Origin of the sequence: Acinetobacter sp. WA-87, from assembly GCF_039938935.1 — a bacterium.
Lineage (GTDB): Bacteria > Pseudomonadota > Gammaproteobacteria > Pseudomonadales > Moraxellaceae > Acinetobacter > Acinetobacter seifertii.
Genome location: NZ_JBDUVF010000002.1, coordinates 460,718 through 482,799 on the forward strand (window position 1 = coordinate 460,718; position 22,082 = coordinate 482,799).

Genomic DNA, 22,082 nt, shown 5'->3' on the forward strand with positions numbered 1-22,082 from the left:
AATTTGCTATTAATGGAGTCAATAAGCCAAATTTACAATCATTTTTCTGTACTTTAATCAGATTTTTGATTACATATAGTGAATATCTTCAAATTTTATATTTTCATAATTTAAAGTCTCAACCTTGAATTTACACATGAATACACTTTATTCTATGCCTTTCAAAAATATGAAAATTTAAAAAAATTGCTGTGAATTCCATCAATATGCAATATTTTATATTAATTGTTCCAAGTTGCCTGTTTTTGATTGGACTCGCTTTTACATTTTGCCGCTTAATTTTTAAAGCTGATCTTTTTTTATTATGGATTGGCTTAGCTTATGTCATTCCCTCAATTGCATTATTTGCTCAATGTTTAATGAACAATGCACAACTTACTTTAGCAGCTCCTTTCACAGCAATTTTATATTTATTAGGCAGTTGGTTCGGTGCCTATGCTATTAGTCTGAAGTTAAAGGTTTCTTTTAGGCACAAATTAGCATTAGCGATTAGTTTATGTACGATTGCTATATTGACCTATTTTTCATATATACAGCCCCAAATATGGGTACGATTAATTATTTTAAATATTTCTTTGGGTTTAGTAGGTTTTATTACAATTCCACATGTACTAAAAAAATTACCGTCCTCTAAATCATTTGATAAATGGATCTTAATTTTTTATTTGATCAGTGTTTCATATTCTTTTTTTCGAGCTGGAATTAACTTCATATTTTTAGAGCCTATAGATCAAAGTCAGTTTACCTTAACCTCATCAGTATGGTGGCTGCTATGTATGTCAGCCAACATCCTCTTAAATATTTTATTTGCTCTAGTCATTAGTGGATGCGCCGTCAAAGATGTTATTCATCATCTTAATAATGAACGTTTTCAAGATCCGCTTACTCATTTATTAAATCGTCGTGGTTTTTTTGAAAAAAATAAGGTTATAGATTTTGGTAATAGTTTTTATTTTTTAATATACTTCGACCTTGATCATTTCAAAGCAATTAATGATACATGGGGTCATTATACAGGTGATCTAATTTTAAAAGGTGTTAGTGAAATAATATTAAATAAGAAAAAGGCTAATGACTTATTAGCACGCTTTGGAGGTGAAGAATTTATTTGCTTGATCTCGGCTAAAAATGAAATAGATGCTTTACACCAGACACAACGGCTTAAAGCTTTGATAGAACAAACTGTATTTACGAATAATAAAATTAGAATTACAGCAAGTTATGGACTCACCTCTATAAAAAACTTACAGGACATTGAACAGGCTTTGCATCGTGCAGATCATCTCCTCTATAAAGCTAAAGCAAATGGTAGGAATCAAATTTCATGTGATTTTGTTATTTAAGTAAGACCTTTACTTTATGACTCTATAAAAACATATCAATTTCTTATAAGTCCTTCTTTATAAAATAAATTGATAACTTTCATCTTCATTGAGTACAGTCTTATAAAAAATATAAAAGAAAAATGCAAACAGGTATTGACCCTTCCCGCAATCAACTGCAACATGAGCTTATACTCTATTTAATGATAAGAATATGTCATACCAATATCATGATGAAAGCATTGTAACGGAACTTCCTGAAGATACAGTTTTCGTATTTGGAAGCAATCTTGCCGGGCAACACAGTAGTGGAGCTGCCCGAGTTGCTAGTCAGCACTTTGGTGCAGTTGAAGGCGTAGGTCGTGGCTGGACTGGACAAAGCTTTGCAATTCCAACTCTAAATGAACATATTCAACAAATGCCACTCTCCCAAATCGAGCATTATGTTGAAGACTTTAAAATTTATGCAAAAAACCATCCTAAAATGAAGTACTTTGTGACTGCTTTAGGATGTGGAATCGCAGGTTATAAAGTTTCTGAAATTGCTCCGCTTTTTAAGGGCATATATCACAATGTAATTTTCCCTGAATCGTTTAAACCATATGTCGAAGAAAACGCTGTTTCACAGTTCCCGACACTTACTCAAAAAATGGTTCAAAGTTTCATTAATGATGAAGTCATCTTTTACTTTAATCATGGTAGCGAGTCTTTTGAAGAAGCTTTAGATAAAACAGATTTATCGAATGCTGAAAAAGCGGTAGCCCTTATCGTACTTAATGAAGAATTGTATCCTCGTGACCGTTATGGCAGAGGCCGTGATCATGAATTAAGTGATATTTTGGGTAAGCTCAATGGTAAGATTTTCAATATTCATGGTAATTCAGAAGGCGCGATGATTTTCGTAAGTGTTATTGTTGCTCTTATGGAACTCTATGATTTCGATGAGCAAGACTTTATTAAATTGTGGCGTGGTGAAAAACACATTGAACACCCAATTAACCGCTAATTTATTTTGTCATTTTGTGAGTTAAGCAGATAACCTCTGCTTTCTCATTATATTATTTCACTTACATTAAATATTCTTTATTTTAATTATTCTAATAGATTTAATCTGTTTATCTTTCCAAATCTTAATTTTTCTCACTATACTTTGAGACAAACTGAATACTTAAAGAAACATATGGAAACTTTAGATTCTTCAATTTTTGACCTAACCCCAATTCCAATGTGGATTGAGGATTTCAGTGAAGTTAAACAGTTATTTGACTTATGGAAAAGCCAAGGGATTGAAAACCTATACGATTTTCTAAGCCAAAATAAAAATCTGATTATTGAATGTGCCCATAAAATTAAAGTGATCAAAGTCAATCAAAAAGCTTTAGAACTTTTTGAAGCAAAAAACCAAGAAGAGTTGTGCGCGAACTTAGATCTTATTTTTAAAAAAGAGATGTTTGAAGCCCATATTCATGAACTCGATGCGTTATGGAATGGTAAAACCCACTTCTCAAGTACTACTATAAATTACACGCTCTATGGTAAACCTATTGATGTACAACTACGGGGAGCAATTTTACCAGGTTCTGAAACTACCTTTAGCCGTATTTTAATTACGACTGAAGACATTACTCCTTATAAAAACGCACTCCGTCAAGAAGAGAAAAATAGACGTTTAGCAGAGTCAATGTTTATTTACTCACCCACTTCTCTTTGGGTCGAAGATTTTAGTCGTATTAAAAACAGAATTGATCAGCTTAGATTATTAGGTATAGAAGATTTTAGAACTTTTTTAGATGTACATCCTGAATTTGTTCGTCAATGTATCGAAGATATTTTGATTTTAGATGTTAATCAGTCGACCCTCGATTTATTTAAAGCACCTGATAAAAACACTTTGCTAAAAAATACCCATAAAATTTTTGCCGATGAGATGGTAGAAACCTTCAGAGAGCAACTGATTGAGCTATGGCAAGGAAATATTCACCACAAACGTGAAGCAATTAATTATGCATTAGATGGACAAATTAGAAATGTCCTACTGCAATTTACCGTATTCCCAGGCTATGAAGAGACATGGGGACTGGTACAGGTTGCACTCACAGATATTACAGCTCGAAAGAAAGCTGAAAACTATCTCGAATATTTAGGGCAACATGATGTACTGACTAAACTCTATAACCGCGCATTCTTTACAGAAGAACTTAATCGTTTAAATCGCAGTATTATCCGCCCTGTTTCATCAATTTTTTTAGATATGAATGGTTTAAAAGAAACCAATGATCAACTGGGTCATGATATTGGCGATGGGTTGTTACGCCGTGTAGGTAATATTCTAAATCAGGCAATCACAAATACTGCTTATACCGCTTCTCGAATTGGTGGAGATGAGTTCGTTGTTTTAATGCCCGGAGCAGACGAAGCGAATGTTTTAATGATGCTTCAAACGATTCAGGAACTTTTCAATATAGATAATCAATATTACTCAAGTCACCCAATTAGTATTGCTATTGGGCATGCAACAACAAAAGACAATGAACAGGTGGAAGATATGCTAAAACGCGCAGATCACCATATGTATCAAAAGAAAAAAATCTATTATCAAGAAATATTACAGCAATAAAAAACAGGCATATTGCCTGTTTTTTATTTAAATTAGCGTTTACCCATTGAGCGACGAGTACCACGAGGAGGCATCCAAGTTCTATCAGCATATTGCTCTGGCTTCGGACGCACTTGGTTGTGTACAGCATCATCCGCTTGATTACTTTCATTCGGCATTGGGAATGGCAATTTCACCAAAGCCTTTTTCTGTTTTGGCAGTTGCTCAGTCATAATTCAGTCTCGAAATTTCGATTGCCGCCTATTATAAAGTATTTTTCTCCTTTCTTTCCAAAAAAGCTTTAATTGAATAAAAGCGCAACAAGATCTTTCTTAAATTAAACTTTTTTACATCTAAAAATACCTGCATCCGCAAATTACCTAATTTTTGCGATAAGATAGTATGCTTTTTATTTTTAATCCCATAAGAGGAATATTGCCGTGGACGTACGTCTTTCTGATCGTGTCAATGCTATCAAACCGTCCCCTACACTTGCTGTAACTAACAAAGCTGCTGAGCTTAAAGCTGCTGGCAAGAATGTGATTGGTTTAGGTGCTGGCGAGCCAGATTTTGATACCCCTCAACACATTAAAGATGCTGCAATTGAAGCAATTAATAATGGTTTCACTAAATATACGGCTGTAGATGGTACTCCTGGGTTAAAAAAAGCAATTATTGCTAAATTGAAGCGTGATAATAATCTTGATTATCAAGCGAACCAGATTTTGGTGTCATGTGGTGGTAAGCAAAGCTTCTTTAACTTGGCACTTGCATTATTAAATAAAGGTGATGAAGTAATCATCCCTGCACCGTTCTGGGTAAGCTATCCAGATATGGTGATTATTGCTGAAGGTACACCAGTTATTGTGAAATGTGGTGAAGACCAACGTTTCAAAATCACTCCTGAACAATTAGAAGCTGCGATTACACCAAACACTCGTTTAGTGGTATTAAACAGCCCATCTAACCCAACAGGTATGATTTATAGCAAAGCTGAATTAGAAGCTTTAGCTGAAGTTTTACGTCGTCATCCACAAGTATTTGTTGCTTCTGATGACATGTATGAACCAATTCGTTGGGAAGATGAGTTCTACAACATCGCAACTGTTGCTCCAGATTTATATGACCGCACAATTGTTTTAAATGGTGTTTCTAAGGCATATGCAATGACTGGTTGGCGTATTGGCTATGCAGCCGGCCCAGCAAAAATCATTGGTGCAATGAAAAAAATCCAGTCTCAATCAACTTCTAACCCAACTTCAATTTCACAAGTTGCTGCTGAAGCTGCATTGAATGGCCCACAAGATGTTTTAGAACCAATGATTGAAGCGTTTAAACGCCGTCATGACTTAGTTGTAAACGGCTTGAACGACATCAAAGGTATCTCTTGCTTACCTGCTGATGGTGCATTCTATGCTTATGCAAACATTCGCCCTCTTATTCGTGCAAAAGGCTTAAAGTCTTGCACAGAATTCTCTGAATGGTTACTTGAAGAAACTGGCGTAGCAGTTGTTCCTGGTGATGCATTTGGTTTAGGCGGCTTCATGCGTATTTCATATGCAACAGCTGATGAAGTACTTGTAGATGCGTTAGCACGTATCAAAAAAGCTGCTGAATCGATTGAAGGTGTTGACGCTGCGATCGCTTCAATTGAAGCAAAAAAAGCTGCTAAATAATTTGTAAAATTAAAAAGGAAGTTTCTATCTGAGACTTCCTTTTTTATCATATTGATTTATACGACCTTTAAAATAGTTATTATAAAATAAGAAGCTAATATTTTTAGTTAGCTTGCTAATTTCAACCTTTCTCTTTTTATAGTAAAATAATAAATTAAGATAAAATGTATCATTCATTAAATAAATCTTCCGTTATTAAAAGCACTTTGAGTAAAAGAAATGACCGTTTGGCAAAGATTAGGAATAGAACCAACAGATAACCAGAGAGAAATAAAAAAGGCTTATGCCAAACAACTAAAATTAATCGATCAAGATACCCAGCCAGAAGAATTTATTCGTCTCAGAGAGGCGTTAGAAATCGCACAATTCGAAGCAGAACATTTAACATATGAAAATGAGGATTCGGATAATTCATTTTCTATATTTGAAGAAAATGCTTCATTTAATCAGCAAAATTCAAATCCAGATAACTTAAATGATCAAACACTTGAAAATAAACTGAAGAGATTAAAACATCATATTTTTATTCAAGACATTAACTTCAATATACGTGATGAATTAATTCATTTTAATAATGAAATTGAAGCATATGAAGATAAAAGTATTAGCAGCCATTTCAGAAATCAAATCTTAGATCTATTAAAAGAAAATGATCTTGATGATTTTTATTATATCTTTACAGAAAAAGATGCCGAAAATGTTGATACAAACTATCAGAAAATAATTGAAAAAGAAAAAATCGAATATTCCGTTTCCAATAACGAATGTATTCAACCAGATGCACTTAGTATTCCAGTAATTCTTGAGGAAGTTAGCAATGCACTATGGAATAAAGATATTAGTGATATAACATTCAATAAATTCAATTATTTACTTAGTCAACAATATGATATTCCTCTCAGTCAACAAATAGAAATAAAAGATCAACTCCAAGCCCCTTTAGCAGAAATTGAAATTTATAATTTACAGCCTGAATATTTTCGGTTTCTAGAATTGTGGCATCAAACTTATCCTGATGATATTCATCAATATAATCCATCTTATTACTCAAGCTTACTACAGGAAAAATTAAATAGTTTTTTATCTCAATATAAACTCTTAGAAAAATTACCTAATGAGCATTTTGAACTATTATATGAACTGTCTGGTGAAAAAAAATTTCATCCATTGAAAATGCTCAAGTTAAGAAAAAGCTTAAATAAAATTTCAAAAAACTATAGCACAGTTGAAATTATTGATAAATTTCAGCTTTCTAATACCCAAACCAACTCTAATTACTTATTTCTAAAAAGTTTAAGCAGTTTTTGGAAATTTACTATTATAAACATACTATTTATAACTATAACCTTTCTCTTTTTTAATTCCCTTATAGCTCCAGATAATCAAATTATAGTAAATTCATTAATTACTTTCTGCATTAGCCTCATATATATATTTATACTACAACCTATATTAAATACTAAAATTTTAGGTCACCCTGATTATGAAAGAACATTGGGCTATTATCTTAAATATTGGTGTTTAAGTGGATTTATTCTCTGTAGTTTGACCCCTTGGCTTCCAGATTTACCCCATCAACTTCTAAGTTATGGATGGTTTATATCTACAATTATACTACTGAGTGCATTGCTGCTAGATGCAACGCCATATATGAATAGATTAGAGCAAAGTGCATTTATTAATATCGATAAATGGATAATCAATATCGGCTTAATCTCTCTTAGTATTTTTCTTATTTCTGTCTTTCTTATTATTGGTGAACCTGATCATATCTGGTTCACAATTTATAGTCTGATCCCGATCTGTTTCTTATTTTACCCAGAATCTTTCCGCCCTCTCTTCTATATTTTTGGATACAATAAAGAAGATACCAACTTAACAGATAAACAAATAATGTATAGAAGTATTGGTATTATCTTCTTTAGACTATTTTGGATTTTTGGCTTTAGCTATTTATTTATAAAATCTTCCTCACAACCTTTTATGTATGCTGCAGGCTTGATTTTAGGAAGTATATTAATAACCGGATTTAGTGCAACGAATCTCTCTTCTACACTTAAATATTTAACCTACATCACCTTATGTATAGCAACTTCATACACCATACTCATCCCTTTGATGTTAATTTATTATTTATATCAAAGCTATCAAGCAAAAAAAATCATTTTATCTAGCTGCTAAAAATATCCCCTTGTATGTATCTAACAAAGAATTCATACAAGGGGATATAGATTAATACTCTTCAAACAAACTTAAATCTTCAATTTCATTAAGAAAAGCTTCGAAATGTTGTTGTGCCTCACGTATTTGTCTTGGATCCTGCAAATTTAAAATATAATTAAATTGTTGTGTTCGCTCCCCAATCTGTAAACGTAAATCTCCTGTATATTCACTAAATAAACGCTCTGCTCGTAATAATAAGCTCTTATTCATTAAAGTATCACGAGGATGTATTTTCAATTCCTGCAACTGTTGACGCGCCTGCTCTATTTGTTCTGCACTCATCACATTTTGATGATTAACAATCACTTTTTGAAGCTTTTCCCCCGTGCTTGGAACTTCTATATCAACCTCTAAAATACCATTTGGATTGTAAGAGAATCGTACCTCAATGGATAAATAGTCATTATTTGGAGGTAAAGGCACATTGAGCTCACCTAAAAAAATGTTTTCCTTACACAGACGATGCTCGCCTTGGTAAATCTTAACAATAATTTCTCTCTGTCCTTTATTCATCGCAGTATATGTATTCACCTTACTGGCTGGAATTACAATATTGCGCTCTAAGATAGGTGAAAACTGTCCATCATTTCCCACCGCTATCCCCAAACTAAATGGACAAACATCTGTTAAAACAATCTCTTTTAATGATACGTCTTTCGCTTTTAAACCTGCTTGTACACATGCACCTCGTACAATTGCTTCATCAGGTTGGACACTTGTCGAGGGAAAACGGCCAAATAATTTTGTTACCAATTTGCGAACTACCGGAATACGTGTTGCACCACCTACCATAATAATTTGGTCAACCTGTTGAGGCAGAACCCTAGCATCTCTTAAGGCACGCTCTAATGGACGGCGCAATCTAAGCAGTAATGGCTCAGCCAATACTGCGAATTCTTCTTGGGTAATTTCTAAAGTTGCTTCCTTATCTTTCCATTTGAATATTAACTCTGTTTTTGCTTCTTTACTTAAAACATGGAGACTATGTTGCGCTCTAGCTCTTAATGCGGTTTCAATATCAAATGGAATAGTATTTTCAGTATAGCCAAAAATAGTTGCATACTGTTTCCAGAATTGCTTCATTAGCAACTGGACAAAGTCATCTCCACCTAAATAATTATCTCCTGCACTAGCTCTCACTTCAGTAATGCCATCAAACAACTCAACAATTGAGACATCAAAGGTTCCCCCACCTAAATCAAAAATTAGGAAACAACTATCCTGCGTTTGACCTAGTCCATATGCTAAAGCCGCAGCCGTAGGTTCATTAATGAGTCGACTAACTTTTAAACCAGCAAGTTCTGCAGCAGATATAGTTGCTTGACGTTGAATATCGTTAAAGTAAGCAGGCACTGTAATCACAGCATCCTCTACTTCACATTGCAAAGCCTGCTCTACGTCCTCTTTAAGAGATTTTAATATCAATGAAGACAATTCAACTGCTGAAAAGCTCTGTTGACCTAATTTTAATCTTTTTGAAGTCCCCATTAATCGCTTAAAACTAGTTAATACCTCTTTACCACGGCTTCTTAACTCCAATGCAGCTTGCCCAATTAATATTTGCCCCTGCTCATCCAGTGCAATAGCTGAAGGTGTAGTTTTCATACCATAAGGATTATTAATAAGTCTGGACTGACCATTTTCAAAAATACCAACAAGTGAATTACTGGTTCCAAGATCAATTGCTATAAGAGGTTTAGTATCTATCATTTTCTATCAATAATTTAGAAATATTCATTTTAAAATTATTTTATTCGATTTAATAAATATTGGCGAGTTTTAGTTACTATTAAACCTTATTGATTCAATTTTATTAGAATATTTAATTTTTTATTTTCATAATCTTCTATACTCGAAGATTCTCTCATTACTTTCAGCTCCAATTTTTTTATTGTAAAGCCTAATTTTAGCAATTAGGTCTATATATAATTCTAATTTAATATTTCTTCATAAAATAATTTATAAAATTTAAAAAGGCCTCAAAATTGAGGCCTTTTTTATAATTAAAATTATTCAGGATTAAACAATGCGAACACCTCAGCCTCAGTTAGTTTTTTTGTTTGATTCTGAAAAGTGTAAAAATCGGGTTTTGAATCAATAAAAATTTCCATATCCAAATTCAAGGCTTCTACTGACTCATTTAAAGAAAATACATTGATATTACAGTAGCTTTGATCTTTCGTTCTCCAAAAAATTGTTGTTCCACAAGTATTACAAAAGCCTCTTTCGCCCCATTCAGAAGAGTTAAATACGCTAAGATGCTTTTGCTGAATAAACTTTAAACTACCTTTGACCACATCAACTGTCATAATGACACCACTAGTTTGTCTACGACACATCGAACAATGGCAAGCATGTACATCATGATTTTTTAATTCAACTTCAAAAGTTGTTTCACCGCATAGACACTGACCGTTCATTATTATTTTCCACAAGAAGTTTATATTTTTAGGGTTATAAAATATTCTACTCAACTACATTTTACAAGTTTATAAACTATAAAACAGCCATATTTCTTATACTTGCCAACTTGACAATATGCATTTTAGCGCCTAATTTAACATCAAGTTCTATTTTAGAACTTTAATTACTGAAGGACTCAAAAAATGAAAAATCCTATGGAAATGACAGGCCTCGAATTTTTACAAGCCATGATTGAAGGTCACATTCCACCTGCCAGTATTAGTAAAACGATTCCAATGCAACCTACTGAAATCTCTGAAGGATCTGTAACCTTTAAAGCACAAGCAGATCACAACCATTTAAACCCATTAGGTGGTGTACATGGTGGCTTTGCTGCAACAGTCCTAGACTCCGTAACAGGCTGTGCTGTTCATACGATGTTACCCGCAGGTGTGGGTTATGGCACCATCGACCTTAATGTAAAAATGTGCCGCCCTATTCCCCAAAATCAGGCTTTAATTGCCACAGGTAAAGTTATTAATTTAAGTAAAAACTTGGGTATTTCCGAAGGAAAAATTATTGATGAAGAAGGTAAACTTTATGCTTATGCAACAGCAACCTGCATGATCATTCGCCCATAAAGAATAAAGGCAGCTTTAAACGGCTGCCTTTTTTATGACGTAAGGAATAATTGGACGTTCACAAGTTTGAGCAATCACATATGGCGCCCAAATATTTTTAAGTTGAAGCTCGACCACTTCACGATGCTGAGTAGACCAAGCCAAAACTTTATTTTTACCCAACAATAACTCCCCTTCTAATTGAAAAATATATAAAGATTCAGAGGAGTTTAGTAGTTTCGAGCTTTTTAAAATCTTAAGTGAATTATGCACATTCCACTTTGAACTAAACCAGAGTTGTAGCAAATCACCTAAGTACAATCTCTGCTTTTTAAATGGAAAAGCATCAATCCACGCATCTTCTACACATGTGTAATAGTATTCAGGTTGATTTAATATATTAAGATAATTACGTTGATAAAAATCAAAATTAGAAAAAATAGAAGCAATAGCAAGTGTTTTCATACTTATCTCCGATTTAGCCATTTTAGTGCTGGCAAGTTGGTTTAAATCCACACTGTTTGGATTTCTCCAAACGCTTGTTCTTTTTTGAATCTAGCAATTCAGTTTTTAAAGTGCAAGTAATTTATGAGTTTGCCACCCAACCTGATCAAATAAAAAGCATACAACACAAAAATGAAGGAAACATGACGATTTTCACTTGACCCTTGTCAAAATCTCCTTATAATCGCATGCAGATTCTCCCATAGCTCAGTCGGTAGAGCGACGGACTGTTAATCCGCAGGTCCCTGGTTCGAGCCCAGGTGGGAGAGCCAAATACTAAAAAGCCCGCAGCATTAAAGCGGGCTTTTTTTTGCCATAAATTTATCAATAACTACAAAAAATCCCCTATCTATTGATAGAGGATTTAATTTTTTCTTAGAGCATGTGTTAGGTTTAACGATACAACTTAACTCTAAACAACATATTTTCTTCTTAAATCATTCTTCTACTTCAACCACTTTTAAAGGATTAAAAGACTGCGTTGTTGGCATCATTTCTATACGATTAATATTAATATGTGGTGGTTGAGATGCAATCCAAGCTACCGTATTTGCAATGTCTTCAGGCAAAATTGGGTTTTTCTTATCATAGAGACTACTCACTTTATCTTGATCCCCTTTAAAACGTACAAGTGAAAATTCAGTCCCCCCACACAGCCCTGGTTCAACGTTAGTCACGCGCACACCTGTACCAGCCAAATCCGCACGAAGATTTAGACTAAACTGCTCTACAAAAGCCTTTGTTGCACCGTAAACATTACCACCCGGATATGGGTATGTACCTGCAATTGAACCCATATTAATAATTAAGCCAGATTTCTTGTTTACCATACTTGGTAAAATTAATCGGGTAACTGTCACAAGGCCTTTAACATTGGTATCAATCATCGTGTACCAATCATCTAATTCCGCTTTATCTGCCGACTCTAAACCCAATGCCAAACCTGCATTATTTACAAGCAAGTCAATTTGATCAATTTGAAATTCATTGGGTAACTCTTTAAATATCTTATTTATATTTTCTGCTGTATCCGTCATATCAAATACTAATGGATAGAATTTTTCACCCAGTTGTTGTTTTAGTTCTTCTAGTTTTTCTGCCCGTCTTCCGCATCCAATAACGTTATAGCCTAACTCGATCAGCTTTTTTGAAATACTATAACCAAAACCTGCCGATGCGCCTGTAACTAATGCTAACATTCTTATATCCTTGGAAATAATCAACTATTTTAGTTGAACTCATGATGAACATATCAGCCTTTATATTTACACAATATTTATTATTAGGCTAAAAAAATAAAAGTTTTTTTAAAAATTTTAAGAGAAATTAAAATCTATAAAAAATATATTTATTAAATAATTATGTGCATTAAATAACTAAAAACAGAGTTATTTGATCCTACTAGATAAATTATATCTAATAAAAAAGTTTACCTTGGAAGGTAAACTTTTTTAACAAAAGCCGTCCAAAACTACGCAGGAACACCACTGTGAAAACGGAAAGTATCATCTGGTGTTAATATCAGATTTTTTTCAACCTCACGAATATGTTCAATACGCTGCTGAATATCCTCTTTAGGATTTTTCATTTTTGCTGTTTTGGCCACATCGAGTGCAAGAGCTAAATAGTCTTCGAAATGACGTGATTCCGATTTAAGCAGATAACGATAATAGCGTCCTAACTCATCATCTACACGTGGAGCAAGTGCATGAAAGCGTTCGCATGAACGCGCTTCAACAAAAGCACCTACCACAAGTACGTCAATTAAAGCTTCAGGTTCATAGGTACGAATCTCTTTACGGAGACCACCAGCATAACGTCCGGCACTTAAACCAGTCCACTCTTGACCACGCTTAGCCATAAGCTCAAGCACTTGTTCGTAGTGAAGCATTTCTTCTCGTACAAGTTGAGCAAGTTTTACTTGTAAGTCAGGAAAGAAGCTATAGCGGAACATTAAGTTCATTGCTGTACTAGCAGCTTTCTTTTCACAATTAGCATGATCTTGCATCAAGATATCTAAATTATTAACGGCTTCCTCCAGCCATTCATTTGGGGTTTGACATCCCAAGAAGTCTAATACAGGCTGCATTAACTCATCATAATTGATACTCGACATTACTAATTATCCTGCTGCCTGAATTGCTGTTTTCATATCTTTAACAGCCTGCACCAGACCTACAAAAACACTCTCAGCAATAATTGAGTGACCAATATTTAACTCATGAATTTGTGGAATCGCTGCAATTGGAGCAATATTTTTTAGATTGAGGCCATGACCCGCATTTACAACTAAACCTTTTGCTGCCGCGTATTCGACACCTTTTACGATACGTGCTAGTTCTTCTTGTTGGTCTTGCTCTGTTTCCGCATCTGCATACGCACCTGTATGTAACTCAATCGTAGGTGCTCCACATTCAATTGCTGCATCAATTTGAGCAAAATCTGCATCAATAAATAAAGATACATCACAACCCAATGCAGCTAAAGCTTGAGTTGCAGCCTTAACTTTTTCAAAATTAGCTACTACGTCTAAACCACCTTCCGTTGTCACTTCTTGGCGTTTTTCAGGAACGAAGCACACATGCTGTGGCTGAATTTCTTTTGCAAACTCGACCATTTCATCAGTAACAGCCAACTCTAGATTCATACGCGTTTTTAACAATGGACGCATACGACGCACGTCATCATCTTGAATATGGCGACGGTCTTCGCGCAAATGCAAAGTAATACCCTCTGCGCCAGCTTGTTCACAAATGAGAGCGGCTTCTACAGGATCTGGGTAAGTAGTTCCGCGCGCCTGTCTTAAAGTAGCAACATGGTCTATGTTTACACCAAGCAATGCAGCCATAAATAAATCCTAATTACGATTAAGTTTGAGTGTTTTGAATCCACAATTGTCGGCTTTTTAGGGGACGATCTCCTAAAAGCGATGTAATCATTTGACGGTATAGTTTACCTAATAATTGCAATTGTTCGTGAGAAAAATCCTGACCTTGCTCATAGTCCAACATAGATAAAATTGCTTTTCCAGACAGAGATGAACGGCTTGCCTGAACGACTGGAGCAAAGCCTTCAGACACTTGAAATTGATAAAATTGATGCGGCAAAATTTCTTTTTGGGAGCTATCAACTGAAAAATCAATCGCGTAACCTAACTCAGGAAGCAAGACATGTTCAAACTGTCTTAATATCTGTCTAAGAAAGAGATCTGGGTTTTCGTGCGAAGACAATTCTTGTAGTTGAAGTAGTGTTAATTGATATTGTTCAAATGTTTGCGGCATTGCTTCTTCTAAAGGGCAAAGTCTTAAAACAATTTCATTTAAATAAAAACCAGCGAAAAAAGCATCACCAAAAAAGAAAACTGGCTGATTTAGTATTTCCAGTTTCGTAAAATTTTTCAGTTCACTTTTACCCGTTGCTTGTAATCGGATAGGCTGATATTGAGGGGGTGGAGTTTGTCTTAAAATACCATCGACTCGCCCATACTCTTGAGTGAAGAGATGCACAATATGGCTTTTTTCACGATATTTACGATGATGAATCATATATCCATGCAGGATTTCATTGCGCATCATAAAAAGAAACTATTCCTTAGATTCTTTTTCTTTCTTATCGTCGTCACCATCAGGAATTACAGCTCCTACAACAGCAGCTGTACCCTTCACTACACCTTTAGTTGTTTTATAAGCAATACCTACTGGTACGGTTACAAGCTTGTATACACAACCTTGCAACATCAATGCACATCCAACAATAGCTAATATTGATGTAATTGCTTTCATACCAGTATTCCCTGCTTCTTAGATATCACTATATCCTAAACTTTTTAAAGCACGCTCATCATCAGACCAACCACCTTTAACCTTAACCCATAAGGTAAGCATGATCTTTTGTTCGAACATTTTTTCCATATCTTTACGGGCATCCATACCAATCGTTTTAAGCTTGGCACCTTTCTCACCAATTACGATTGCTTTTTGACCAGCACGATCCACAAAAATAGTTGCATCGATATAAGTACAAGCTGGTTTTAATCGTCCCGTTTTCTCATTAACAGTTTCTTCTTCCGTTTTGAAAGATTCAATTTGTACTGTTAAATCATATGGAAGCTCTTCGCCCAACTGACGCATGATTTTTTCACGGATGATCTCACTTGCTAAGAAGCGCTCAGAACGGTCCGTAATTTGATCAAATGAATACAGTGGTGGCTGATAAGGAAGATATTTTTCAATCGTTTCACTTAAATGTTCCAAGTTAGCTCCACGTAGAGCAGAAACAGGAACAATCTCAGCAAAATTCATAAGCTTAGTACGCTCTTGAATTAGAGGAAGAATCTCTCTTTTATCTTCAAAAGTATCAGCTTTGTTAATCACCAAAATAACAGGCATTTCAGCATTCTTGAGTTTCTCAAGCACTAAATCGTCATTTTGAGTCCACTTATAGGCATCGATAACAAATAAAACTAAGTTAACGTCACGTAGTGCAGAATGCGCAGCACGGTTCATCATTTTATTGATGGCACGTACTTCTTTCTTATGCATCCCCGGTGTATCTACATAGACCGCTTGCATTTTTTCACGTGAATCAATACCAATAATTTTATGGCGTGTCGTTTGAGGTTTACGCGAAGTAATCGAGAGTTTTTGACCCAATAAATGGTTCATGAGGGTAGATTTACCCACATTTGGACGTCCCACAATCGCCACAAATCCGCTCTTAAAATCCGAAGGAATTGTAACGCCTTTGGAACTAAAAAATTGATCAATCAGATTGTTTGGATCTTGGTTTTCATTTGAATCTGGATTGATTTGATCAGAATGCATCGACATGCAGGTTATTGCTCCAATAACTTTAAAATTTCCGCCGCTGCTGCCTGCTCGGCAAAACGACGACTTGACCCCTCACCATAAATCTTTGGTAAACCATCTACCAAACATTCGACTTTAAAGTGCTGATGAGGTGCATCACCCTGAATATCTACAACCTCGTAAACAGGGAGAGGTTTTTTACGTGCTTGTAGATACTCTTGTAAACGTGATTTTGGATCCTTGAGTTGATCTGTTGGCTCAATATGATCTAAATAAGGTACATACCATTTTAACACAATATCGTTGAGTAGGTTCAGGTCACTACAATCAAGATATATTGCGCCAATAATCGCTTCTACAGTATCTGCCAATATTGACTCACGATGATGACCACCAGATTTCAATTCGCCCGTGCTTAATATTAAACACCGACTAAGTTGCAAATCGGTTGCAATTTTACCTAAAGCTTCTTGGCGAACCAGAGTCGCACGCATACGCGTTAAACGCCCCTCATTTTCATGTGGGTAGGCATGATATAAATAATTGGCGATGATCATCCCCAATAGCGAATCGCCTAAAAACTCCAAACGTTCATAGTTATACCTATGACTCACCGAACGATGAGTCAAAGCTAACTGTAGCAATTCGGGCTGCTTAAATTGATAACCGATCCGACTGAGTAAGCGAGGATCACTTAGTTTGAACTGATGTTTTGTCAAAACTCTTCTCAAATGTTAAAACTAAATCAATATTTAGTAAGAAAGGTTTTCTTACTTCATATTTCTTTTTGACAATCAGACCCGATTGGTTAAACACTTCAGCAATCTCTTTAAAATGGAGATCACGAATATTGTTCATTTCCAATCGTTGATCCATTTGTGTCATAAACTTTTGGGGTGTGGTATCAGCTGAGCTTTGTTGCATAAGCTCAGTAATCTGATTATTAATCACACGATCATCCCAATATGCTGGCCAAACTGCAAGTACGGCTTTCGCCGCAACTGCAAATATGACCACCCCAAATAAAATTGCTAAATACGAAGTACCCTGTTGTGCCTTACGCATTTTTGTTTTCCTAATGGTTGTTTTTAATCTATTTTTCCATTTCGGCTAAAGCTTGGCAGGTGGAAACCAGGTTCTTTATGCATCCAGACATAGAAAGCTCGGCCTGTTAAGTTTTCTTCAGGAACAAAGCCCCAGAAACGACTGTCAGCACTTTGATCGCGGTTGTCACCCATTGCAAAGTAATGTCCTTTTGGAACTTTCACTTCCCAATATAAACCGTCTTGGTTCGAATATTTGCCATTATCAACATAGTTGATAAAAGGTGCCTGACGCGCAACATTTACGCCTTCAAGCTCACGCATTGTAAAGGTATGATCACCAATCGTTTCTTTATGATAAATCGACGTAGGTGTATCTAAAGCATCTTTTTCACGACTAAACTGAGTTGCTACTTTAGGAATTTTTTGACCATTAATAATCAATTGCCCATGATCATAAACAATATGATCACCCGGTAAACCAATTACACGTTTAATGTAGCTAATAGTCGGCTGAGGTGGGTAACGGAATACAATAACATCACCACGTTTAGGCTCACCAACATCAATCACTTTTTTATTGACGATAGGTAAACGAACACCATAGTCAAACTTATTAACCAAAATAAAATCGCCAGTCTCTAAAGTTGGAACCATAGAGTCTGATGGAATGTTAAATGGTTCATAAAGGAATGAACGTAATACAAGCACAACAGCTAAAACTGGCCAAAAGTCATAGGCCCATGTAATAACAAAATTTTCGTTCTCTCGCCCTTTATTCGCACGCTGTTTAAAAACGAGCTTATCTAGCAACCACACTGCAAATAAAATCAGCGTAACTGGAACAAGAATTAAATTAAAATCAAAATCCACATGACCTCACTCGCAGCCTAGCTGCTTGCTTTATGGCTGGGAGAATATAAGTTCATCCCAGCCCTTTCTTTTATCTTTCTACTTTCAAAACAGCTAAGAACGCTTCTTGTGGAATTTCTACACTACCCACTTGTTTCATACGTTTCTTACCTTCTTTTTGTTTAGAAAGTAATTTCTTCTTACGAGACACGTCACCGCCATAACATTTTGCTAGGACGTTTTTACGCATCGCCTTAACGGTCGAACGAGCAATAATTTGCGCACCAATGGCAGCCTGAATTGCCACATCAAACATCTGACGTGGAATCAAGTCTTTCATTTTTTCAACTAGAGCAATACCACGATGACGAGCATCATTACGGTGACAAATCATAGCCAAGGCATCAACCTTTTCACTATTAATTAGCACATCAACCTTAACTAAAGATGAACTTTCAAAACGTACGAAGTTATAGTCTAGCGATGCAAAACCACGTGAACATGATTTAAGCTTGTCAAAGAAATCCATCACGACTTCAGCCATTGGAATTTCAAAAGTAATCGAAACTTGATTACCTAAGAATTTCATGTCTTTTTGTACACCACGACGCTCAATACATAAGGTCATGACATTACCTAAGTATTCTTGCGGCACAAGAATATGACATTCAGCAATTGGCTCACGTAAATCTTCAACAACTGAACCATCTGGCATCTTAGACGGACTGTCGATATAGATCGTCTCACCTTTTTTGGTAACAGCTTCATAAACTACTGTTGGTGCCGAACTAATTAAATCGAGATCGTACTCACGTTCTAAACGCTCTTGTACGATTTCCATATGCAACATGCCCAAGAAACCACAGCGGAACCCGAAACCAAGTGCATCCGAACTTTCAGGTTCAAAGAACAGGGCAGAATCGTTAATTTGTAATTTCTGTAATGCTTCGCGGAATGGTTCAAAGTCGCTTGAATCGATTGGGAAAAGACCTGCATAAACCTGCGGTTTAACCTTTTTAAAACCAGGCAAAGTTGCAACGTCTGGTGTTGTTGCAAGTGTAATGGTATCACCTACTGGCGCACCAAAAATATCTTTAATACCCGCAATAACAAAACCTACTTCACCAGCTTCAAGAATATCTGTTTCAGTATGCTTAGGATTAAATACACCTACAGAAGTTACCGGATGAGTTTGTCCTGTCGATTTAACCAACATTTTGTCGCCCTTACGGATACGACCTTGTTTAATACGAACAAGAGACACTACACCTAAGTAGTTATCAAACCATGAATCGATAATTAAAGCTTGTAATGGAGCTTCACGATCACCTTCTGGCGCCGGAATAACGTCAACTAAACGCTCTAATACACCTTCAACACCTAAACCTGTTTTTGCTGAACAAGTCGGCGCATCTGTCGCTTCAATCCCGATAATTTCTTCAATTTCATGAATTACACGTTCAGGTTCAGCCTGCGGTAAATCAATTTTATTTAAAATAGGAAGAACTTCGAGACCTTGTTCAATCGCGGTGTAACAGTTTGCAACTGATTGTGCTTCTACGCCTTGCGCAGCATCAACAACCAATAATGCACCTTCACATGCAGCTAACGAACGAGAAACTTCATACGAGAAGTCAACGTGCCCAGGTGTATCAATAAAATTAAGCTGATATTCCTGCCCATTTGGATGGGTGTAATACAATGTCACAGACGCTGCTTTAATGGTAATCCCACGTTCGCGCTCAAGCTCCATTGAGTCCAAGACCTGAGCTTGCATCTCACGATCTTGTAGGCCACCACACATCTGAATGAAACGGTCAGCTAAAGTAGACTTACCATGATCAATATGAGCGATAATCGAGAAGTTTCGGATATTTTTGATATCAACGGATTTTTTAGCTTGCGCCATGGGCTACCTTGAGAAAATATAAAGTGCTATGTAGCTTGTTTTAATACATAGCCAAAGCGGTTTAACAAATTGCGAGAGATTATAGCAGATGGATATTTTAAAGTATCCAAAATAATCATGAGCTTTGTACTTATGTTCTAAAAAATGACAATTCAAAGCACATGTAATACTTCCGACTAACGAGCATATGAAATAGTAAAATCCAAAGGATTTATACTTGAATCAAGGGGCTTGTAGGCTTGTGTAAAAGTTGGCGACATTCGTTTTGGTCGACCCGATGCAATTTCAATACATGCCCACTTGGTATTCCCAACAAATAAGACTACCTGATCAGAGGGGCGATAAAAAACATACTGGCGAAATGAATAAAGTGCATTGATATCATCTAGCCATGTTCGCAGCACAATTTCTTCGCCTTCAAACGCTGCTTTACGGTATTGCACATGATGCTCAACGGCCACCATTGCATGTTTAAGCTCAAGGTATTTGGTTACGCCTACACCTAATGTTTCAACATGAGCAGCAGCAACATCTTGCATCCATTGGACATACATTACATTGTTAACATGACCCAAAGCATCAATATGCTGTGGCTGAACCTGAATATGCAAATCGAAAACACTGCTCACAAAACACCCACTTTAATCATTAAACCTAAAACTACAATTAAATTAGCTAGATCGAACATTATGCCGAATACAAATAATAAAAAACCACCCATTTTCAGGGTGGTTCATTTTTAAATCATTTTACTGAATGCGCAACCCAAGCATTGCACGTTGGCCTTGACGAATAATTCCAACACGTGCAACCGTATTTTTTTGTAAGTTAGAAACAACTTTTGCAAAATCTTGGCTATTCAAAATTTGAGTATTATTAACCTGAATAATCACATCACCCGGAATAATATTTGACAATGATGCTAGTCCACCACGGCGAACATCTTGAACATAAATACCACCTTTTACGCTCAATGCATTTTTCTCTGGCTCAGCTAAATCACGAATACTCATGCCTAAAACCGGACCTTTAGAGGCAGAAGTCTGAGCACCTGTAGCTGGTGTTTCATCTGGTGCGGTTGCCAGAGTTGCCGAAATATTACGAGTTTTATCATCACGTAATACTTCAAACTGAACAGTTTGATTTGGCTGTACTTTGTTTAAAGCATAGAGCAAATCACTTGTGCGTAGTACAGAAGTTCCATTAAGTTTTAAAATCACATCACCAGCTCTAAGCCCTGCTTTTTGAGCAGGTGAATTTGGCGTAACTTGTGTGATAAGAGCACCTTCTGGTTTAGGTAATTTGTAGGCATCAGCAAGGTTACGATCAATATCTTGCATCATAACGCCTAAGTATGAACGAGTAACCTTCCCTTTGGTTTTAAGCTGTTCAGCTACATCCATCGCAACATCGATTGGAATAGAGAAAGACAAGCCCATATAACCACCAGTACCACTAAAGATACGTGAGTTTACTCCGACTACTTCACCGTTTTGATTAAACAATGGACCACCTGAGTTACCTGGGTTTAAAGCCACATCTGTTTGAATAAACGGTACAGAGGTTTCACCACTCATATTTCGTGATTTAGCACTGACAATACCTGCTGAGGCTGAGTAATCAAAACCAAATGGTGAACCAATCGCTAAAACAGGCTCACCGACTCGTAAGCGGTCAACATTACCCACTTTTAAAGCTGGATAATTATTTCCATTGACTTTTAATAAGGCAACATCGGTACGTTCATCACTACCAACAACAGTTGCATCAATTTCACGACGGTCATTTAAAGTAATACTAATGCGGGAAGCATTTTCAATCACATGATGGTTTGTGAGTAAGTAACCATCTTTGCTAATAAAGAATGCACTACCGTATGCGGTTTTTTCTTGAGGACCTTGTTGCTGTGGAATGATGACCTGATTACCAAAGAAACGTTTTAAAATTTCAGGAACTTGCTGTTGTAACAGTTCATCCTGAGTCATTTTTTTTACGACATTTACACTCACCACAGCTGGACTAACTTGTTCAACGAGGTTTGAAAAATCAACAGCAGCGTTTGCTTGAACAGCGGCAACTGTAAATACCGCTGCATACATTCCTTGTTGTAAATAGCGAGATTTCAT

The 22,082-nt window shown here is 35.9% G+C and carries 22 protein-coding genes, 1 tRNA gene and 1 pseudogene; 7 read left to right on the top strand and 17 right to left on the bottom strand.

The features are described 5' to 3' along the window. The first annotated feature begins 206 nt into the window (after positions 1 to 206). From ABFY81_RS09095 to ABFY81_RS09105, 3 genes are all read left to right on the top strand, one after another. Complete coding sequence (locus ABFY81_RS09095; RefSeq protein ID WP_346788937.1) at positions 207 to 1,343, top strand: GGDEF domain-containing protein; 1,137 nt, start codon at positions 207 to 209, stop codon at positions 1,341 to 1,343. 193 nt (positions 1,344 to 1,536) lie between these two features. After that, a complete protein-coding gene (locus ABFY81_RS09100) occupies positions 1,537 to 2,328 on the top strand; it encodes a hypothetical protein (RefSeq protein ID WP_347913584.1) in 792 nt (263 codons plus the stop codon). A 174-nt stretch (positions 2,329 to 2,502) separates the two neighbouring features. Next, complete coding sequence (locus tag ABFY81_RS09105) at positions 2,503 to 3,939, top strand: diguanylate cyclase (RefSeq protein WP_347913585.1); 1,437 nt, start codon at positions 2,503 to 2,505, stop codon at positions 3,937 to 3,939. Positions 3,940 to 3,971: 32 nt separating this feature from the next. Here the strand turns inward: ABFY81_RS09105 and ABFY81_RS09110 are convergent, their stop codons facing one another. Next, positions 3,972 to 4,151 (bottom strand): hypothetical protein, encoded by a 180-nt coding sequence (locus ABFY81_RS09110; protein ID WP_347913586.1) that lies wholly within the window; start codon positions 4,149 to 4,151, stop codon positions 3,972 to 3,974. Positions 4,152 to 4,358: 207 nt separating this feature from the next. Here ABFY81_RS09110 and ABFY81_RS09115 point away from each other — a divergent pair, with 207 nt between their 5' ends. Together ABFY81_RS09115 and ABFY81_RS09120 are read left to right on the top strand one after the other, a co-directional pair. Beyond that, positions 4,359 to 5,594 carry a pyridoxal phosphate-dependent aminotransferase gene (locus ABFY81_RS09115; RefSeq protein WP_347913587.1) on the top strand — a complete coding sequence of 412 codons (1,236 nt, stop codon included), beginning with the start codon at positions 4,359 to 4,361 and terminating at the stop codon, positions 5,592 to 5,594. 219 nt (positions 5,595 to 5,813) lie between these two features. After that, entirely contained in the window at positions 5,814 to 7,775 is a 1,962-nt protein-coding gene (locus ABFY81_RS09120; protein ID WP_347913588.1) for a molecular chaperone, read from the top strand. A gap of 51 nt (positions 7,776 to 7,826) precedes the next feature. Here the strand turns inward: ABFY81_RS09120 and ABFY81_RS09125 are convergent, their stop codons facing one another. Together ABFY81_RS09125 and ABFY81_RS09130 are read right to left on the bottom strand one after the other, a co-directional pair. Beyond that, positions 7,827 to 9,527, bottom strand: coding sequence for an Hsp70 family protein (locus tag ABFY81_RS09125; protein ID WP_347913589.1), 1,701 nt, complete (start codon positions 9,525 to 9,527; stop codon positions 7,827 to 7,829). 299 nt (positions 9,528 to 9,826) lie between these two features. Further along, on the bottom strand, positions 9,827 to 10,237 hold the full coding sequence (locus ABFY81_RS09130) for a GFA family protein (protein WP_347913590.1): 411 nt from the start codon (positions 10,235 to 10,237) through the stop codon (positions 9,827 to 9,829). A gap of 186 nt (positions 10,238 to 10,423) precedes the next feature. Between ABFY81_RS09130 and ABFY81_RS09135 the strand changes: the two genes are divergently transcribed. Continuing rightward, complete coding sequence (locus ABFY81_RS09135) at positions 10,424 to 10,861, top strand: PaaI family thioesterase (RefSeq protein WP_002119022.1); 438 nt, start codon at positions 10,424 to 10,426, stop codon at positions 10,859 to 10,861. Between the two features lie 15 nt (positions 10,862 to 10,876). On the opposite strand, the gene ABFY81_RS09140 is transcribed toward ABFY81_RS09135, so the two are convergent. Together ABFY81_RS09140 and ABFY81_RS09145 are read right to left on the bottom strand one after the other, a co-directional pair. After that, entirely contained in the window at positions 10,877 to 11,305 is a 429-nt protein-coding gene (locus ABFY81_RS09140; protein ID WP_347913591.1) for a hypothetical protein, read from the bottom strand. Positions 11,306 to 11,406: 101 nt separating this feature from the next. Then, a pseudogene (locus ABFY81_RS09145) lies at positions 11,407 to 11,491 on the bottom strand (hypothetical protein); the annotation flags it as partial. A 49-nt stretch (positions 11,492 to 11,540) separates the two neighbouring features. Between ABFY81_RS09145 and ABFY81_RS09150 the strand changes: the two are divergent. Further along, positions 11,541 to 11,616: transfer RNA gene (locus ABFY81_RS09150), tRNA-Asn, on the top strand. Positions 11,617 to 11,781: 165 nt separating this feature from the next. On the opposite strand, the gene ABFY81_RS09155 is transcribed toward ABFY81_RS09150, so the two are convergent. The 12 genes from ABFY81_RS09155 to ABFY81_RS09210 all read right to left on the bottom strand — a co-directional run bounded on the left by ABFY81_RS09155 (position 11,782) and on the right by ABFY81_RS09210 (position 22,082). Next, positions 11,782 to 12,543, bottom strand: coding sequence for an SDR family NAD(P)-dependent oxidoreductase (locus tag ABFY81_RS09155; RefSeq protein ID WP_019457242.1), 762 nt, complete (start codon positions 12,541 to 12,543; stop codon positions 11,782 to 11,784). A gap of 272 nt (positions 12,544 to 12,815) precedes the next feature. Beyond that, positions 12,816 to 13,460 carry a tRNA-(ms[2]io[6]A)-hydroxylase gene (locus tag ABFY81_RS09160; protein WP_347913592.1) on the bottom strand — a complete coding sequence of 215 codons (645 nt, stop codon included), beginning with the start codon at positions 13,458 to 13,460 and terminating at the stop codon, positions 12,816 to 12,818. 6 nt (positions 13,461 to 13,466) lie between these two features. Then, positions 13,467 to 14,192, bottom strand: coding sequence for a pyridoxine 5'-phosphate synthase (gene pdxJ, locus ABFY81_RS09165; RefSeq protein WP_347913593.1), 726 nt, complete (start codon positions 14,190 to 14,192; stop codon positions 13,467 to 13,469). Positions 14,193 to 14,211: 19 nt separating this feature from the next. Then, positions 14,212 to 14,919, bottom strand: coding sequence for a DNA repair protein RecO C-terminal domain-containing protein (locus ABFY81_RS09170; RefSeq protein WP_347913594.1), 708 nt, complete (start codon positions 14,917 to 14,919; stop codon positions 14,212 to 14,214). Between the two features lie 9 nt (positions 14,920 to 14,928). Then, a complete protein-coding gene (locus ABFY81_RS09175) occupies positions 14,929 to 15,126 on the bottom strand; it encodes an NF038104 family lipoprotein (protein WP_143221112.1) in 198 nt (65 codons plus the stop codon). Positions 15,127 to 15,144: 18 nt separating this feature from the next. Beyond that, positions 15,145 to 16,167, bottom strand: coding sequence for a GTPase Era (gene era / locus ABFY81_RS09180; protein ID WP_077163210.1), 1,023 nt, complete (start codon positions 16,165 to 16,167; stop codon positions 15,145 to 15,147). An 11-nt stretch (positions 16,168 to 16,178) separates the two neighbouring features. Further along, complete coding sequence (rnc, locus tag ABFY81_RS09185; RefSeq protein ID WP_019457245.1) at positions 16,179 to 16,871, bottom strand: ribonuclease III; 693 nt, start codon at positions 16,869 to 16,871, stop codon at positions 16,179 to 16,181. Continuing rightward, positions 16,843 to 17,217, bottom strand: a complete 375-nt coding sequence (locus ABFY81_RS09190) for a DUF4845 domain-containing protein (RefSeq protein ID WP_004699967.1) — start codon at positions 17,215 to 17,217, stop codon at positions 16,843 to 16,845. Before ABFY81_RS09190 ends, rnc begins: the two co-directional genes overlap by 29 nt. A 23-nt stretch (positions 17,218 to 17,240) precedes the next feature. Then, on the bottom strand, positions 17,241 to 18,068 hold the full coding sequence (gene lepB / locus ABFY81_RS09195; RefSeq protein WP_347913595.1) for a signal peptidase I: 828 nt from the start codon (positions 18,066 to 18,068) through the stop codon (positions 17,241 to 17,243). 70 nt (positions 18,069 to 18,138) lie between these two features. Then, positions 18,139 to 19,956 carry a translation elongation factor 4 gene (gene lepA / locus ABFY81_RS09200; protein WP_004699962.1) on the bottom strand — a complete coding sequence of 606 codons (1,818 nt, stop codon included), beginning with the start codon at positions 19,954 to 19,956 and terminating at the stop codon, positions 18,139 to 18,141. 176 nt (positions 19,957 to 20,132) lie between these two features. Further along, entirely contained in the window at positions 20,133 to 20,585 is a 453-nt protein-coding gene (locus ABFY81_RS09205; protein WP_288101076.1) for an acyl-CoA thioesterase, read from the bottom strand. Between the two features lie 120 nt (positions 20,586 to 20,705). Then, complete coding sequence (locus ABFY81_RS09210; RefSeq protein ID WP_004699956.1) at positions 20,706 to 22,082, bottom strand: Do family serine endopeptidase; 1,377 nt, start codon at positions 22,080 to 22,082, stop codon at positions 20,706 to 20,708.